The organism is Dyadobacter frigoris (assembly GCF_005280585.1).
GTDB classification, from domain to species: Bacteria; Bacteroidota; Bacteroidia; order Cytophagales; family Spirosomataceae; genus Dyadobacter; species Dyadobacter frigoris.
The window spans coordinates 198,059-214,953 of record NZ_SZVO01000012.1; the positions used below are offsets into that span (position 1 = coordinate 198,059).

The window sequence follows — 16,895 nt, forward strand, 5'->3', positions numbered from 1 at the left end:
GGCAGAGAATAAAAAAGTTATTAAAAAAGCCTCTGTAAACCATATTTAGAAAATTTGGTTCCTGAAAGTTATGGAAAACGTTTCGCGGAATTCTTGGTTTCAGGCAATTTCTTCTGCTACTTTTCTGGAAATAACAGTAGTTTTATTTTTTACAGTGAGGGATAAAAAAAGTGTTGCAATACCTGTTATCAGCCAGTAAATATCGGCACCTGCTACAAAATAATTTGCATTGGATAAGGTATTCCAACGCCAGTCTCCGGTTTTTATCACCGACGATTCGGGTTGTCATCACACTATCCTCTTTACCATAATTATCGATTTTTAAGTAAGATGATATTCAGGGGGATCTGCTTTAAGTTTAGAAATTATTTGATGGATAGATAAATTTTTTTGCTGGTTGCTGCCATATCCAGTGGGTAAAAAAACGGGCAGTTTGCGCGTCAACGACTGCTTTTATGGTAAATGTTTTTTATAGTAATCCCCAATAATGAGAATTTTGGACAAACCGGGATTTTTGCTGGTGTGGTACGGTTGTTTTAATACTGTTATTACCTGACTATCAACTTCAAACAGAAACCGTTATGATACAACTACTTAAATATTCTGATACAGTTGGACCATATTTTTTTATGATCCTTGTAATAGCGATCACGACTTGTGCGATCTGGTTGATCGCTCAATTGAAGAAATCTGCGATGACTAAGAATGATTGGTTTGTTAAGCGTAACAGTGAAGGTTTGAAGAAAATGATGATCAACTAACCAATCGATTTAAAACGAAATCACTTTGTACGGATTGGAAAAACTAGTGAAGAAATGTTCTCATAACGACATCAAGTACATAGCTGGCATTTTTACAATGTCAGCTTTTATATTTAGTGACAAAAATTACGAGTAAGGGGCTTGGAGTGGAACGGAAGATAAGGCTCAGTCAAGGAGTAAATTAGGATTAAGTTTACCCACTTTTCTCAAATTTAATTTTGTTTTTCTTAATTAATGGCTCGTTAAAGTAGATGATTAACAAGTGGTTACAAAATAGATTGTGCATAAAAAAAACATCCCTAAGGTATAACCTACGGGATGTCCGATTTTACTCAACGTTATGAGAACCATTTAACTGGTTTTCAGTCACAAAGCTAATAAATTTTTGGAAAATCAACAGTATTTTAATGAATAAACTATTTAAAAATTTTGCTTTTTTTATATTTGAGGTATGGGCAGATAAGAAAATTTATATTTTATTATCATTTAAGAGTTAAATGAATTTTATAATATACTCAATTTTCATATTTTATTTTTATTAAATTTAAAATATGAAAAATACCATATTTCTGTCACTATGTGTTGATTAACTACCAGAGGTATAGCTAATGTTATATTTTGAATGTTTACTTTTTAGTTTTGCCAAAGTAAATTTGTTCAAATTAAGGGAAGCGATTTTTAATCCAATCCAGTTTCCCAACCGGAAATTTTGATACTTTATTTTTTTTAATTTTTATTAAAAAAAATGATTCTGGCTGACCATCATAGATGGGAAATTACGCTACTAGAATTTTTTTGTAGTGAGTTATTTTATAAATTACTACATATAATAAATTAATTATCAGTTAGATGCGATAATTGTTCTATCTTGAATTACAAGTAATATTACAATTATGCCAGCATGTAGTTTTTTTACTATTCTCCTAGCTGTTTTGCACTGCATCGACAAATTTCTGTAAGTCTGATAAGGAATATTTTTCCCTTTTCAGGTGCTTAAATTCGCGGTGCACGTTAAGCATCTTATTATATTTTGAAAGGGAAGTAGTGTTATGTGATTTTAATTCACGGCCCTTATACTCCAGATATTCATCCATCCGGTCTACGAGGTAGGACATCATATAATAATGCATTCCGCTGTTTTCGTCAAAACCTTCAAATTCCAGGCTGCCCAGATCAAGCGCCTCTTTGTCCGGACCTGTTAAAAGACGAATCGAGTCATTGATGTGGCTGTACATTTTCAGGATACTTTCAACTTCTTTGTATACACTGATGGGTACTTCCTCATATAGTGTATTAAAAACTTTTTGGTAGAGGCCTGTGTAGCCCTTTTCCAAAATTTCAATTCGCCTCTCATTTAAAGCCCTTTCAGTAGAGTCACCGAAAACAGAAAGAATTTTACATTGGTTGATCAGTAGTTGCCGCTCCACCAGAGAGATGGTTTCGGGAATCATATTGTTACGCTTTTCAGAATCCATTAAGTTTTTAATAATACTTGTCTGTTGAATAATTTTTTAAATATATAAGGTTTACGCTAAATACGATTATAATACCTGATCCATATTCCCAATGCCATCGGCATGACCGATATTGTAGCCCCAGGTTTCAACCTGAGCGGCTTTGAGATCGATTAAATTCGCAATCCGCGATTATTTATACAACAAAAGTCAGTTTATAGACATTTCATTCACCATTTCTTTCAGATAAGTTTGCTGATCACATTTGATATAAATTTTACATAATTACAATTAATCTTTTCTATCAGAATGGCAGAAGTAAAATGGATATAAGGATGGTACAAAAGAAAGGAACCATCGCGGTCAGATGGTTCTGGATTTGCATGTATATACGCTGATGTTTTGATGAAAATACCGATTCTTATGCAGATATTTGAGGGAAAAAGGATGTTGGTAAATAATGGCAATTGATCAATCAAATTCCCGGAATATGAATTATTCTTCTTTATTGGCAGAGGTAGAAAGTTATGTTAAGTCGGCAGAAAACGGAAATGCTTCCGAAGAATTAATTTATCACAACAGCGGCCATACGCAGGAAGTTGTTAGCCACGCAACCCAGATCGCGAAACACTACAAGCTTGACGACAAAGATTATTTTACAGTCATAACCGCGGCCTGGTTTCATGACTGTGGATATTTTAGCGGAGTTGCTTCCGGTCATGAAGAAAGAGGAATTAATGTTGCAACTGCTTTCCTGAAAGAAAGGATGGTCCAGGAGGATATTATCAGCGCGGTAGGTGGTTGTATACGGGCTACACATATGCCTCAGTCGCCAGAGAATTTGCTCGAAGAAATTCTATGTGACGCAGATTTATATCATTTTGGGACAGATGATTTTCAAGAGATTAGCAAACTAGTCAGAAAAGAGGTTGAATTACGTTCAGGGAAGAAAATTGATAAAGGTGAGTGGCGACTGAAAACGATAGCTTTGCTGGAATCCCATCACTTTCATACCGATTATTGCCAGCAACTTTTAAATAGTAAAAAGCAGGAAAATCTTGAAAAACTCATAAAAAAAGCGCTGAAAGAAGGCGATGAACTTCCCGTTGTAAGCGCTGCTCCAGAAAAAAAGACCGAGCAGGAAAAGGTTAGAAAACAAAAGCCGGAATCCGAAGATTTTTCATCTAAAAAACAGAAATCTGACCGGCCCGATAAAGGAATCGAAACCATGTTTCGTATCACTTCGGGAACCCATCAGAGATTGAGCGATATGGCTGACAATAAAGCCAATATCATGATTTCAACCAACTCAATTATTATATCTGTTTTACTGAGTATTTTACTTAGGAAACTTGAAGATAATTCCCAGCTCGTAATACCCACTATCCTTTTATTGACCGTTTGTGTGACTACAATGGTATTTTCAATCTTGTCAACAAGGCCTTCTGTTCCACCCGGCACTTTTACAGAGGAAGATATTGATCAGAAGAAAGTGAATCTTCTGTTTTTTGGTAATTTTTATAAAATGAGTTTTGCCGATTATGCTTCCGGAATGCGGGCCATGATGGATGACAGGGACTTTTTATATGGAAGTCTTACCAGAGATATTTACGCTCAGGGTGTTGTGCTTGGCAAAAAGTATCGTCACCTGCGGATTGCCTATAATGTTTTTATGTTTGGAATTGTCATTTCGGTAATCACGTTTGTGGTTAGCTCGATATTTTTTGGATCCCGATAAAATAACTTTTTACCGATGAGTGCTTATTTTTTTGCCGACAGGGATATTAGCTGGCTTTCTTTTAATGAAAGGGTTTTGCAGGAAGCCGGAAAAGATTCCGTGCCGCTGAATGAACGTGTCAAATTTTTGTCGATTTATTCCTCAAACCTGGACGAATTTTACCGCGTGCGTATGCCTGCGTTACTGGCATTAAAAAAAATAGACAAGGAAAAATCCGGAATTCCTGTTTATAGACAGGCAGTAGAAATAATTAACAGGCAGCAGGACGAATTTGGGAGAATATTTAATGAATCCGTTTTGCCGGGTTTGAACAGATATTGTTTTAAGCTGATATACAACGACAGAATTCCTGAAAAGTTAAAGGAAGCAACAACGCATTATTTTTTCACCCAGATCGCTGGATTTCTACAACCTATTCTGATCAAGGGGAATACAGATTTTTTTCTGGAAAACAATCAGCTTTATCAGGCAGTTGTTGTACAGTATGAGTCAACTGACGAGCAGCTTTATCTTGTCAATATTCCAACAAATAATATATCAAGGTTCTTCAGAATTACTCAGGAAGACGGTGATTATATTGTTTTTCTGGAAGATGTAATTCGTCAGAATTTACAGTATTTATTTCCCGGAGCCATTATTTCGGGTTCTTACAATCTGAAAATTACCCGTGATGCAGAGCTTGACCTTCGCGATGAATATGGCGATCTGGCAAAGAAGATTGAGAAGCAGCTTAAAAAAAGAGATATGGGTTTTGCTACCCGTTTTCTTTACGAACCGGGTATGCCGCTTCGTCATTTACAGGATATGATCGAGATTTTTAACTTGCAGAAAGCGTCTGTGGTTGAAGGTGGAAAGCATCATAACCTGAAAGATCTGGCTTCGCTACCGGTTCATAATGCATCGCTTTCGTACCCGTTCTGGCCGGCAATTCAAAGTTTAAAAGGCAAAGATATTCCCGGAACTTTGTTCGCTGCCATTGAAAAAGAAGATCGGATTGTTCATGCACCTTACGAGTCTTATGATACTATTATCCGTTTTTTCAATGAAGCGGCTATTGACAATTCAGTAGAAAAAATTTATACGACCATGTACCGTGTTGCCAGTGACTCACGCATTGGTTATGCGCTTATCAGTGCCGCGAAAAACGGGAAAAAGGTATCTGTTCTTGTTGAGCTTAAAGCCAGATTTGATGAAGCGAACAATATCCGCTGGGCTCAGAAAATGAAAGCTGCCGGTGTCCGTATTATTTACAGCAGCAATATTCTAAAAGTTCATGCGAAAATCGCTCTGGTAAAAAGGAAAAATCCGAAAGTGCCTTATCTGGGACTGTTAGCGACGGGAAATCTGAATGAAAGTACAGCCCGTTTTTATACAGATCATATTTTGCTGACTGCATATCAGCCAATGCTTGCAGAGATGGAATCGTTGTTTAACTTTCTTAGAAAAAAGAAAAAGGCAAATCCTCATCCGTTTGTTTTTCAGCATTTGCTTGTGGCACAGTTCAACCTTCAAACCCGTTTTCTGGAAATGATTGACCGGGAAATTGAAAATGCCAAGCAAGGTTTGTCGGCTTCGATAACGATCAAAATGAACAATCTGGAAGAGGAAGTGTTGATATCAAAATTGTATGATGCTTCTAATGCCGGAGTGAAGATTAATCTTATAGTCAGAAGTATTTGCCGGTTGGTTCCGGGAATTCCGGGACAAAGTGAAAATATAACGATTAAAAGAATTGTCGATCGGTACCTGGAACATGGACGTATTTTTATCTTTCACAATGAAGGGAAAGAAGAAGTATACATGGGTTCGGCAGACTGGATGAACCGGAACATTTACCGAAGAATTGAAGTCTGTTTTCCGATTTATAATGAAGCGATAAAAAAGCAAATGATAGAGCTCATTGCATTGCAATGGAGTGATACAGTCCAGGCAGTTTTGATCGATAAAAATCTGGAAAATATTCCATTAGCCAAGGAAAGTGGTCAGGGAGTAAGATCACAGGAAGCAATCTATAAGTTTTTGTCAGGTCAGATTTGATCTTTGTCGATAACAGTATTTTTATAATTATCAGTTTATGCCAAACCAGTTTCGTTTTTTGTTGTTCCTGACTTTTCTTTCTGTCATTTCATTCGGATGTAATTCGATAAGTAAGGAAAATAATTTGCTTAAAGAATATGATCTGGGAAATCCTGAGGTGTTTGCCATGCCCGAGAGCTTGAAGGAAATTTCAGGAATCGCTTTTGACAAAGGAAGAAGTGATAGTGTATATGCTATTCAGGATGAGGAAGGTAAGTTATTTCGGCTGGGATGGCAAAATCAGAAAGCACAGCATGTTAAGTTTGGAGGTAAGGGCGATTTTGAAGATTTGGCTATTTTAAAAGATCAAGTCATTATTCTTAAAAGTAACGGCGATCTGTATTCTTTTCCCTTTGCCGATGTACGTTTTGAAACGATGGATAAGGCACAAGAATGGAAAAATATTTTGCCAAAAGGTGAATACGAAGGACTTTATGCAGATCCGGTTTCGGAAGAAATATTTGTTTTATGCAAAAGTTGCAGTCAGGATAATGCTGAAAAAAGAGTATCAGGTTATATTTTGAAAATGGCAGGAGGTATTAAAAAAACCGGCAATTTTGAACTTGATGTTGAAAAAATAAAAGCCTTGACCGGTAAGGTTAAAAAAGGTTTCAAGCCATCAGCATTAGCTAAAAACCCTGTTACCGGCGACTGGTTTATTTTATCGGGTTTTAATAAAGTACTTGTTGTAACTGATAAAAACTGGAAGCCAAAGGAAGTTTATCCATTGAGCAGCAATAATTTCAATCAGCCCGAAGGAATTGCTTTTGATAAATCAGGTAATTTGTACATTTCCAATGAAGGAGACGAAACGCTGGATGGGAATATTCTGAAAATAAAGAGATTGGTCAAATAATAAATTCGGGATTGTCACCCTATTCTGAACCGGCTTCCTGCTTAAAATTTTTAATGGACTAAGAAATTTTCCGTGGTTACTCTTCGTGTTTCAAACAATTTGATATGAAAATAAAACTACATCTACTGGGGATAACAAGTCTTGTACTGGCTTCATCCTGCGCTAGCTATAAAAAAAATCAGTACGCTGATAATCCCGGTCAATGGAAAAACAGCAGCCCGGATCCCAAGGCAAAATTGACGCATACCATGTATCTTGTCGGCAATGCAGGTAATGATTCTCCGGATAAAAAAGCTCCGGTACTTCAATATTTGAAGACAAAATTATCCACAGAATCTAAAAACAGTTCGATCCTGTTTTTAGGAGATAATATATATGAAAACGGAATGCCTCCAAAAGAGGATTCTGTTGAGAGAAAAGAGGCTGAATATCGAATTAATTCAGAATTACAGACGCTGGATGAGTTCAAAGGAAGACCAATTTTTCTTCCGGGAAATCATGACTGGAAAGGGTGGGGCCTGAAAGGATTGAAAAGAGAAGAAAATTATATTGAAAATTATTTGAACACTCGTCATGGTAAAACAGATAAAGACGATTTTGAAAATTACTTTCTTCCCGATGATGGATGTTCCGGTCCTGAGGTTGTTGAGTTAAATGATCAGCTCGTTGTGTTAGTCGTTGATTCTCAGTGGTGGCTTACGGATTGGGATAAAGAACCGACGATCAACGACGGTTGTGATGTTAAAAACCGTGAAACTTTCAAGTTTGTTTTTGAGAATCTTGTGCGTAAGTACAAGAACAAAAATGTCGTAATCGCGCTGCATCACCCGCCTTATACGTATGGAGAGCATGGGGGAAATTTTACGGTTAAACAGCATATTTTTCCGCTTACAGATATTAACAAAAATCTGTATGTTCCTCTTCCGGTAATTGGTAGTTTGGCCGCTTTATTTCGGAGCAGTATCGGGCCAAAACAAGATGTTTCCAATCAATATTACAAAAATCTGAAAGCCGGCATGATGGCCGGTGTCCGGAAAAACGGAAGCTTTATTTTCGCCAGCGGTCATGAAAATGCCATGGAACTGATTGAAAATGAAAGACAGGAATTTATTGTCAGTGGCAGTGGTTCGAAAACCGGTCCGGTTCGCTTAGGCAAAGGTTCTAAATTTGCTTCAACGGCCATGGGATACAGTACGTTATCTTTTTATGAAGGAGGTGAAACCTGGGTCCAGTTTTGGGAAGTGAGTGACGACGGAACCAAGTCTGAAATGGTTTTTCAAAAGAAAATAAAGGATAAACTTCCCGTTCCAAAAGAGGAGGTTCAGCCTGTTTATACAGAGTACGAACAGCATAAGGATTCGCTTGACAAGCCGATATTTGCAAATAGAGTTAAGAAGGTAAATCATGCGCACAATTTCTTTTTTGGAGCACATAACCGCGCACTTTACCAGGAAAAATATCCTTTCCCGGTACTGGATCTTGCAACTTATAAAGGCGGACTGACGCCGGTAAAACAGGGTGGGGGAAACCAGACGAATTCTTTACGCGTCCGGGATTCAACAGGAAAAGAATATGTGCTTCGGGGTATGACCAAGGATGTGAGCCGATTGCTTCCTTTTCCATTTAACCAGATGACGGCGGCCAAATATGTGGCAGAGGATAATTTTCTTTCCACGCATCCTTTTGCGCCTTTGGCAATTCCATCGCTGGCCGATGCAATTCAGGTTTATCACACAAATCCAAAGTTATTTTATGTCCCAAATCAGCCTGCGTTAGGTGTTTACAATCCGATTTTTGGAGGTAGCATGAGTTTGGTCGAAGAGCGGCCTGATGGTAAAAAATGGAAAGATGATGCGTTTTTTGGTAATGCAGATAAGATAATCGGGACACCCGATCTTATGGAGAATATCCTGAAAGATGGCAAATATAAGGTTGACGAAGAATGGGCGCTCAGAACACGATTGCTTGATTTTCTTCTTGGCGACTGGGATCGTCACGACGATCAATGGACGTGGTCTTCAACCAAAAAAGAAGACGGAACGCAGCTTTACCGACCAATTCCCCGGGATCGTGATCAGGCTTTTTCACGCTACGATGGTTTGTTTACCAACATGGCTAAGTTGACTACTATGCCGTTTTTAAGACAATTACAAACGTATCAGCCTGAAATAAAAAGCATGAAATGGACGAGCTGGAGTGCCAGACTTTTTGACCGGACTTTTTTGACTGAGCTTAGTTGGGAACAGTGGGAAAAACAGGTGAAATTCATTCAGGCCAATCTTACTGATCAGGTTATTGAAGGTGCATTTGCCAGCTGGCCGGAAAAAGCACGGGAACTATCTGCTCCGTTTATTATTAAAAGTTTGAAAGCGAGAAGAGATAATCTGATGAATCTTGCCAAAGAACATTATGCTTTCATTGGAAAATCGGTCGATATTCTTGGAACAGAGGAAAGGGAACGATTCGATATTGAAAGAATTGACAGTGATCATACCAAGGTAACCGTACACGAAATCACTAAAAAAGGAGAAGATAAACGCCTTCATTACGATCGTATTTTCGATAATAAAATCACCAAATCGATTAATATTTATGGTAATGGTAATGATGATCAGTTTGTTACCAAAGGTACTTCTCATAAAGGAATCAAAGTCAGGCTGATCGGCGGGACGGGAAAGGATACCTTTGCAGATAGTTCCCAGGTTGAAAGCGGTTTAAAGAAAACAGTTGTTTATGATGACCTTTCGGATAATAATGTGATCGAAGGAAGTGAGACAAATGACAAACGTACGGGCTTGTACCGTTACAATATTTACGACCGTCGTGGCACTGGCAGTGATTATAATATCAATATGCCAATTCCGATTATTGGTTATAACCCGGACGACGGATTTTTGATCGGTGGAAATTTAACCATGATCCGCTACGGATTTAAAAAGGAGCCTTACGCTTCTTTGCAGCGTTTTGGCGGCAGTTTTTCTTTTGGTACAAAAGCGTTGAAATTGAATTATACGGGTGATTTTATAAATGCTTTCAAAATATTTGATTTCTATCTCGATGCATTTTATCATGGTCCGGCTTATGCGTTCAACTATGCTGGTCTTGGCAATGACAGTCAGCGTCCGGTGGACGATCCGAATTTTTACCGTGTTCGTCAAAAGGCAATTCATATTTATCCTGCAATTAAAAAGCGGTTTGGCAATAATGGTTCCATAACCCTTGGACCGATATTGGACATATCGAAAATCCAGCAAACGGCTGGCCGATACATCACGGTTGCGGATGGTGATCTGGATAAAAGTGACATTTTTAAAACCAAATATTTTAGCGGTGGCCAGGCGACTTTTGATTTTAACAATGTCGACAATATCTATTCTCCACATTCAGGAATTCGTTTTCATACGGATTTGAGCTGGGTGAAAAATTTGAAAGAAAATAAAAACTTTACAGGGTTGAGAGCGCAGCTGGCACTTTATAAAAGTCTGGATAAAAAAGAACGTTTTGTAATCGCTTCCCAGGTTGGTACGGGTCTTAATTTTGGAAAGGGCTCGGAATTTTTCCAATTACCTACGCTTGGCGGAAATCAGGATAGTCAGGGTTTGCGCGGGTATCGTACACAGCGTTTTTATGGTAAAAGCAGTGTTTGGCACAGTACAGATATGCGGGTAAAAATCAATAGCAGTTATAACAAAACGTTGCCCTTTACTTTTGGTGTTTTTGGAGGATTTGATTATGGCCGCGTTTGGCTTGAAGAATATCCTTCGGAAAACTGGCATTATGATTATGGCGGCGGCTTGTGGTTTGCACCGGTGGATATTGTGACGATTTCTGTGGGTGCTTTTTTTCCGAAGGAGAAAACGGAAGAGTCGCCGAGGATTATGTTTCGGATGGGTTTCTGGTTTTAATTTGTTTTTGGGTTACACGGAGGGCCACAGAGAAAAAAGGAGGGGCACAGAGATTTTATTATCATACAAAAAATGCTGTTAGGAAGCCCTGACAGCATTTTTCTTTATACATATTAATAATTAGTATAGCCAGTTTTCCGGCGGTTTTTGATTTGTTAACTTTTTTGAATTTCCATGTCCTCCAAATATTGAATTATACCTGGATACGAAGCAGTTCAAATATTGAATTAGATTTTTTTTCATTTCCATCCGCCTCCTAACGAACGATATAAGTCTACATTGGCACCAAGTTGCGCACGTTTGATCGCTACCAGTTCCAGCTCGCTTTGCAGCACGTTGCTTTGCGCTGTGATCACTTCAAGATAATTGGCCATGCCGCTTTGGAATAATAAATTAGAATTGGTTATAGCTTGTTCAAGTGTTTTGACACGGGTTGCAGCGATATCTTCCTGCTCTTTCAATTTTTCAATTTTCACCAAAGCATCTGATACTTCACCAACGGCATAAAGTACCGATTGTCTGAATTGGATGACCGTTCTTTCACGTTCCACTTTTGAAACCTCAAATTGTGTTTTTAACAGATTTCTCTGGAAAAGCGGCTGCGTAATTCCGCCTGATGCAAGTCCAAATAACGAGGCTGGAATGCTAAACCAGTTTGATGCTTTGAAAGAATTAATCCCACCACTTGCAGTAATAACCAGGGACGGATACATACTTGCTTTGGCTATACCCACGTTTGCATTGGCAATATCCAGTGCAAGTTCAATGCGTCTGATATCAGGGCGACGGTTCAACATGGCTGATGGTACGCCGGCTGACAATGTTTTTGGAAAAGAAACCTGATCCAGATTGATGTCCCGCTGGGTTCTACCCGGTAATTCTCCTGCCAGAATGCTTAACGCATTTTCTTGTAGAATAATGCTTTGCTGCAATTGAGGAATCAGTTTTGCTGCGGTCAATCGCTGCGCTTCGGCTTGCTGAATCGCAAGAGATGTTACCTGTCCGGAAGTAAACTGAAATCCGAAAATCCGTAGCGTACTATCATTCAGTGCCAGATTTTTCTGTGCAATGGCAAGCTGTGCATCCAGCATCAAAAGATTGTAAAATCCTTGTGAAACCGTTGCAACAAGATTTGTCTGAATCGCATTTTTTGCTTCAATTGTTTGCAGATATTCTGCCAGTGCTCTTCCGTTTCTGTTGCGGATTTTACCCCAGATATCAGCTTCCCAGGATAGGCCTACATTTGCTGTGAAATCTTCGATATGAGACGTACCCAAAAATGAACTTGCACTCAGTCCGTTCAAACTGTTGTCGGAAGGACGATTTGATCCAACACCAATATTAAGATTGGCACTTGGCAAGTAAGCGAACTTGGTTTGTTTGAAAAGCAGCTGCGCACTTTCAATATTTTTAAGCGCGACCTGCATATCGTAATTTTTTACGATTGCGCTGTCCAGTAATCTTTGAAGGGAAGCATCGGTAAAAAAGCTATTCAATGGCAAATCTGCAATACTGATTGTGTCTGCTGTGGCAGCATTCCTGAAATTTTCAGGTAATGCTGCGTTCGGCGTTTCAACATTTTTCGAGATTTTACAAGCGCTTAAAGCAGCTAGCAAAACAAGAAAAGATAATTTATTAACGTATTTTTTCATGATTTTTTTACTTTAAATTGCCTCAGCCATTTCATGAATTTCTTCATGTTTAGTAGCCGCAGCGGGTTCTCCTGTTACCAGTTCCTGTAAATATTGGAATATGATAAACAGAACGGGAATAATAAATACGCCAAGGATAACTCCGGTGATCATACCACCTGCGGCACCAATGCTGATCGAGTGATTTCCTTGCGCCGATGGACCAGTTGCAGTCATCATTGGAATCAATCCAACTACAAAAGCAAGTGAAGTCATGATGATCGGACGGAGACGAAGTTTGGCTGCTTCAATGGCTGCGTGCAGCAATTGTTTTCCGGCTTTTCTTCTTTGAACAGCGTATTCTACGATCAAAATCGCGTTTTTAGCCAGCAGACCGATAAGCATGATCAGGGCAACCTGAACATAAATGTTGTTTTCAATTCCTGTTAAACCGATCGCTGCAAATACTCCGAAAATCCCGGTTGGTATCGATAAAATAACGGCGAATGGAAGAATATAACTTTCATACTGTGCGGCCAGAAGGAAATAAACGAAGAGCAAACACAGTGCAAAAACGACAACCGATTGTCCTCCGGACGAGATTTCTTCTTTTGTCATACCTGAAAATTCATATTTGAATCCGTTCGGTAAATTTTTGGCCGCAACTTCTTCAACCGCTCTGATCGCATCTCCCGAACTGAAACCTGGTTTTGCAATCGCATTGATACCGATCGAGTTAAACAAGTTATAACGTGAAGCTGTTTCTGGTCCGTAGACCCTTTTCATTTTGACCAAAGTATTGATCGGCACCATGTTACCCAAACGGTTTTTGACAAGAACGCCATCCATTGAAGTTGGATCCGTCCGATCTGCTTTTTCAGCTTGTACCATAACCCGGTAATACTTTCCAAAACGGTTGAAATCGGATGCCTGTGAGCTACCAAAATAAGCCTGCATCGTTTGCAAAATGTCTTTTACATTGACACTCAATTGTTCTGCTTTCACTTCATCCACTTCCATTTCAAGCTGAGGGTAATCGGCACGGAATGCTGTAAAGGCTACTGCGATTTCAGGGCGTTTCATTAATTCACCGATGAAGTTATTGGCAACACCACTGAATTTGTCAAGTTTTCCCCCGTTTCTGTCTTGTAATACAAAGTCAAGTCCGTCAACATTACTGAAACCCGGAACAGTAGGGAAGGTAAAGACGAAGAAATTCGCTCCTTTAATCGTTCCCAGTTTTCCACGAATCTCGTTCATGATCGCGTTGATATCTTTTACTTCACCTCTTTCTTTGGAAGGTTTTAAAAGTACAAATGCTACGGCCGAAGAAGGGCTTGACGACTGCGTCAGGATATTAAAACCTGAAAGCCCCATCAGCGTTTTCTTCGAATCCATCGAACCCAAAATCTGTTCGGCGCGGTGAATTACTTCTGTTGTTCTGTCAAGCGAAGCACCAACCGGCATAGAAAGTGAAATCGCAATAAATCCTTGATCCTCAGAAGGTATAAAACCTGTTTTCGTAGTTTTAACCATATAACCTGTGGCAATTACAACCAGCGCAAGTGCACCCATGCTCAACCATCTGTAACGAATCAGGAATCTTAGACTGTTTACATATTTGTTGGTCAGTTTATCAAACCCAATGTTAAAGCCGATGAAGAATTTTTCCTTGAAACTTTTCTTAACATAAACACCAGTTTCAGGATGATGTTCTTTCAGGAAAATCGCGCAAAGTGCGGGACTTAATGTCAAGGCGTTCACAGCGGAAATCACAATCGCGATGGCCAGCGTAAAGGCAAATTGCCTGTAAAATACACCCGTTGAGCCTTCAAGAAAACCAACCGGTAAAAACACAGCCGACATAATTAACGTAATCGAAATAATCGCTCCGGTGATTTCACTCATCGCAGAAGTCGTAGCGGCTTTGGGTGATAACCCCTTTTTCTCCATTTTTAAATGCACGGCCTCGACGACGACAATGGCATCATCGACGACAATCCCGATGGCAAGTACGAGTGCAAAAAGTGTAAGAAGGTTAATTGAAAACCCGAAAAGAGACATGAAAAAGAATGTTCCTAAAATCGCTACCGGTACTGCAATTGCAGGAATCAGAGTAGAACGGAAATCCTGAAGGAAAATATATACAACGATGAAAACGAGTATAAAAGCTTCAATCAAAGTATGTTTAACCTGCTCAATTGACTGATCCAGAGAATCTTTGGTATTGTAAAGAATCAAATGTTTCATGCCTTTCGGGAAATCCTTCGAAGCTTTTTCCATCAATTCCTGAATCGCGATCTGGATTTCGTTAGCATTGGAACCCGCAAGCTGCATGGTAGCAATATTGACACCTTGTTTACCATTTACGCGGGTAAAGTTTCCGTATGTATATGAACCAAATTCAATTCTGGCCAAGTCTTTCAATCTCAAAATCGAACCGTCAGCATTTGACCGGATGATGATATTTTCGTATTCTTCCGGTTTGTTCAGCTTCCCTTTGTACTTGATTACATACTCAAAAGATTCCGTACTGTTCTCTCCAAATTTACCCGGCGCCGCTTCAAGGTTTTTGTCTTTAATTGCAGCCATTACTTCGTTTGGCGTCAGATTGTAAGTAGCCAACTGACTAGGATTCAGCCAGACACGCATCGAGTAATCTTTATTTCCACCAAAAATAATCGACTGACCAACACCTTTAATCCGTTTGATTTCAGGAATAATATTGATCTGCGCATAGTTGGCAAGAAACGTCTGATCATAGGTTGCTTCATCTTCCGAGTAAAGATCAACAACCATTAAAAGGCTGTTTTGCTGTTTCGCTGTCGTAACACCCGCCTGGATCACTTCCGCTGGCAACTGGCTTGTAGCCTGGGATACGCGGTTTTGAACATTCACCGCTGCCTGATCAGGATTGGTACCCAGTTTGAAATAAACGGTAATGACCAAAGATCCGTCATTACTCGCCGTAGAGCTCATGTAGCTCATATTTTCAACCCCGTTTATGGATTCTTCAAGGGAGGGAGCAACTGAACGCAGAACAGTTTCGGCATTTGCGCCTGGGTAATTTGCAATAACCTGAACCGCAGGCGGAGCAATATCCGGAAACTGCTGCAAAGGTAAGTTTGTTAGTCCGAGCACTCCGAGTATGACCAGCAATATGGAAATTACGGTGGCTAAGACAGGTCTGTCTATGAATTTCTTAAACATGATTTTGACTTTAAGTTTTTAATTTTGGGCAAGAGCCGGTTTTGCTTTTTCAGGCGTGATGGCAATGCCTTCCTGTAAGATATCCAGCCCGGAGAAAACAATTCTGTCTCCCGCTTTGACACCGTCTTTTACCAGATAATCCTTGCCGCTTTTTCCCACAATGGTAATCGGCATTTTCTTCACTTTATTGTCTGACGATACAGTATATACGAAGACTTTGTCCTGCATTTCAATTGTAGCCGACTGAGGTACCAGAATCGCAGAATCATGTTGCAGACTCAACCTTACTTTACCAGTATTTCCCGAGCGAAGCAAACCTTGTGCATTTTTGAAAGTGGCGCGCATCGTGATCGCTCCTGTGTTTTTGTCAAACTGTCCGTCGATCATATCGATTTTTCCTTGTGTTGGATAAACCGTCTGGTCAGCCAAAAGAAGTGAGATCGGGTCCATTTTTTTCAATTTGTCGTTCAGAGTTGCTCCGCCGTATTGTTTTTTGAAATTGATAAAATCATCTTCTCCAAGTGCAAAGTAAACACGAACTTCCTGAACATCTGAAAGTTGGGTTAAAGCTTCCGGATCAGTTGGCGAAACCAGACTGCCTTTTTTCTTTGGAAATCGTCCAACAAAACCGTTAACCGGGGCTTTTACTGTCGAATAACCCAGGTTGATCTGAGCAGTTCCTACCATAGCTTTTGCCTGTTCAACATTGGCAAGTGCCACACTATTAGCAGCTTTCGCAGATTTAAGCTGATAATCTGAAATAACTTTATTGGCCACCAACGGTGTGAATTTGTCAATTTCAAGCTGCGTATTGATCAGGGTTGCATTTGCAGCACTCAAACTTGCTTTTGCATTATTAAGCTGCTCGCGGAAAGGCTGGTCGTTGATTTTGAAAAGGGGTTGACCGGCTTTAACATATGCGCCTTCGTCTACAAAAACTTTATCAAGATAACCGGCTACTTGCGGACGAATTTCAACATTGACCGTTCCTTCAACGGAAGCTGGATATTCCTGATATGTTGTGGCAAGTCCTGATACAATTTCAACAACCGGTAATGTTGGTGGGGGAGGTGTTGTTGGAGCCTCCTGTTTTGGTGCACATCCGTAAAGGAAAATAGCAAGTGCTAAAAGAATATTTTTCATGATTGTGGTATTAATATTAATTGAAAAATTGATTTTTATGAATTGAAGATTTGTAACTTTTTTGTAGGTTCTGACTAATAATGTTTATTTTGGAATGATCGTTCAATAATTTCACGATATC

General features: G+C 39.4%; 10 protein-coding genes. 5 read left to right on the forward strand and 5 right to left on the reverse strand.

The window, feature by feature from the left end; genetic code table 11:
* Positions 1-99: 99 nt before the first annotated feature.
* Positions 100-270, reverse strand: a complete 171-nt coding sequence (locus FDK13_RS35550; RefSeq protein WP_170982904.1) for a hypothetical protein — start codon at positions 268-270, stop codon at positions 100-102.
* 311 nt (positions 271-581) lie between these two features.
* On the opposite strand from FDK13_RS35550, the gene FDK13_RS24140 reads away from it, so the two are divergent.
* Entirely contained in the window at positions 582-761 is a 180-nt protein-coding gene (locus tag FDK13_RS24140) for a hypothetical protein (protein WP_137342575.1), read from the forward strand.
* Positions 762-1,684: 923 nt separating this feature from the next.
* On the opposite strand, the gene FDK13_RS24145 is transcribed toward FDK13_RS24140, so the two are convergent.
* Complete coding sequence (locus tag FDK13_RS24145; protein ID WP_229216197.1) at positions 1,685-2,236, reverse strand: YfbU family protein; 552 nt, start codon at positions 2,234-2,236, stop codon at positions 1,685-1,687.
* A 469-nt stretch (positions 2,237-2,705) separates the two neighbouring features.
* On the opposite strand from FDK13_RS24145, the gene FDK13_RS24150 reads away from it, so the two are divergent.
* The 4 genes from FDK13_RS24150 to FDK13_RS24165 all read left to right on the forward strand — a co-directional run bounded on the left by FDK13_RS24150 (position 2,706) and on the right by FDK13_RS24165 (position 10,790).
* On the forward strand, positions 2,706-3,953 hold the full coding sequence (locus FDK13_RS24150) for a Pycsar system effector family protein (protein WP_137342576.1): 1,248 nt from the start codon (positions 2,706-2,708) through the stop codon (positions 3,951-3,953).
* 15 nt (positions 3,954-3,968) lie between these two features.
* Positions 3,969-5,990, forward strand: a complete 2,022-nt coding sequence (ppk1, locus tag FDK13_RS24155) for a polyphosphate kinase 1 (protein WP_137342577.1) — start codon at positions 3,969-3,971, stop codon at positions 5,988-5,990.
* A 37-nt stretch (positions 5,991-6,027) separates the two neighbouring features.
* Positions 6,028-6,885, forward strand: coding sequence for an SdiA-regulated domain-containing protein (locus tag FDK13_RS24160; RefSeq protein ID WP_137342578.1), 858 nt, complete (start codon positions 6,028-6,030; stop codon positions 6,883-6,885).
* Positions 6,886-6,989: 104 nt separating this feature from the next.
* The gene (locus FDK13_RS24165; RefSeq protein ID WP_137342579.1) at positions 6,990-10,790 is read left to right on the forward strand and encodes a metallophosphoesterase; all 3,801 of its coding nucleotides are present in this window, start codon (positions 6,990-6,992) and stop codon (positions 10,788-10,790) included.
* Between the two features lie 239 nt (positions 10,791-11,029).
* Here the strand turns inward: FDK13_RS24165 and FDK13_RS24170 are convergent, their stop codons facing one another.
* From FDK13_RS24170 to FDK13_RS24180, 3 genes are read right to left on the reverse strand one after another with little or no spacing between them, the layout of a single operon-like run.
* Positions 11,030-12,442: a TolC family protein gene (locus FDK13_RS24170; RefSeq protein ID WP_137342580.1), complete on the reverse strand. Its 1,413-nt coding sequence runs from the start codon at positions 12,440-12,442 to the stop codon at positions 11,030-11,032.
* A 12-nt stretch (positions 12,443-12,454) separates the two neighbouring features.
* Positions 12,455-15,631 carry an efflux RND transporter permease subunit gene (locus FDK13_RS24175; RefSeq protein WP_137342581.1) on the reverse strand — a complete coding sequence of 1,059 codons (3,177 nt, stop codon included), beginning with the start codon at positions 15,629-15,631 and terminating at the stop codon, positions 12,455-12,457.
* 18 nt (positions 15,632-15,649) lie between these two features.
* Positions 15,650-16,774, reverse strand: coding sequence for an efflux RND transporter periplasmic adaptor subunit (locus FDK13_RS24180; protein WP_137342582.1), 1,125 nt, complete (start codon positions 16,772-16,774; stop codon positions 15,650-15,652).
* Positions 16,775-16,895: the final 121 nt, after the last annotated feature.

Excerpts from the sequence above, each read along its gene's own strand:
- FDK13_RS24140 (WP_137342575.1), top strand. The coding sequence starts at position 582 with ATGATACAACTACTTAAATATTCTGATACAGTTGGACCATATTTTTTT.
- FDK13_RS24145 (WP_229216197.1), bottom strand. The coding sequence starts at position 2,236 with ATGGATTCTGAAAAGCGTAACAATATGATTCCCGAAACCATCTCTCTG.
- FDK13_RS24150 (WP_137342576.1), top strand. The coding sequence starts at position 2,706 with ATGAATTATTCTTCTTTATTGGCAGAGGTAGAAAGTTATGTTAAGTCG.
- ppk1 (WP_137342577.1), top strand. The coding sequence starts at position 3,969 with ATGAGTGCTTATTTTTTTGCCGACAGGGATATTAGCTGGCTTTCTTTT.
- FDK13_RS24160 (WP_137342578.1), top strand. The coding sequence starts at position 6,028 with ATGCCAAACCAGTTTCGTTTTTTGTTGTTCCTGACTTTTCTTTCTGTC.
- FDK13_RS24165 (WP_137342579.1), top strand. The coding sequence starts at position 6,990 with ATGAAAATAAAACTACATCTACTGGGGATAACAAGTCTTGTACTGGCT.
- FDK13_RS24170 (WP_137342580.1), bottom strand. The coding sequence starts at position 12,442 with ATGAAAAAATACGTTAATAAATTATCTTTTCTTGTTTTGCTAGCTGCT.
- FDK13_RS24175 (WP_137342581.1), bottom strand. The coding sequence starts at position 15,631 with ATGTTTAAGAAATTCATAGACAGACCTGTCTTAGCCACCGTAATTTCC.
- FDK13_RS24180 (WP_137342582.1), bottom strand. The coding sequence starts at position 16,774 with ATGAAAAATATTCTTTTAGCACTTGCTATTTTCCTTTACGGATGTGCA.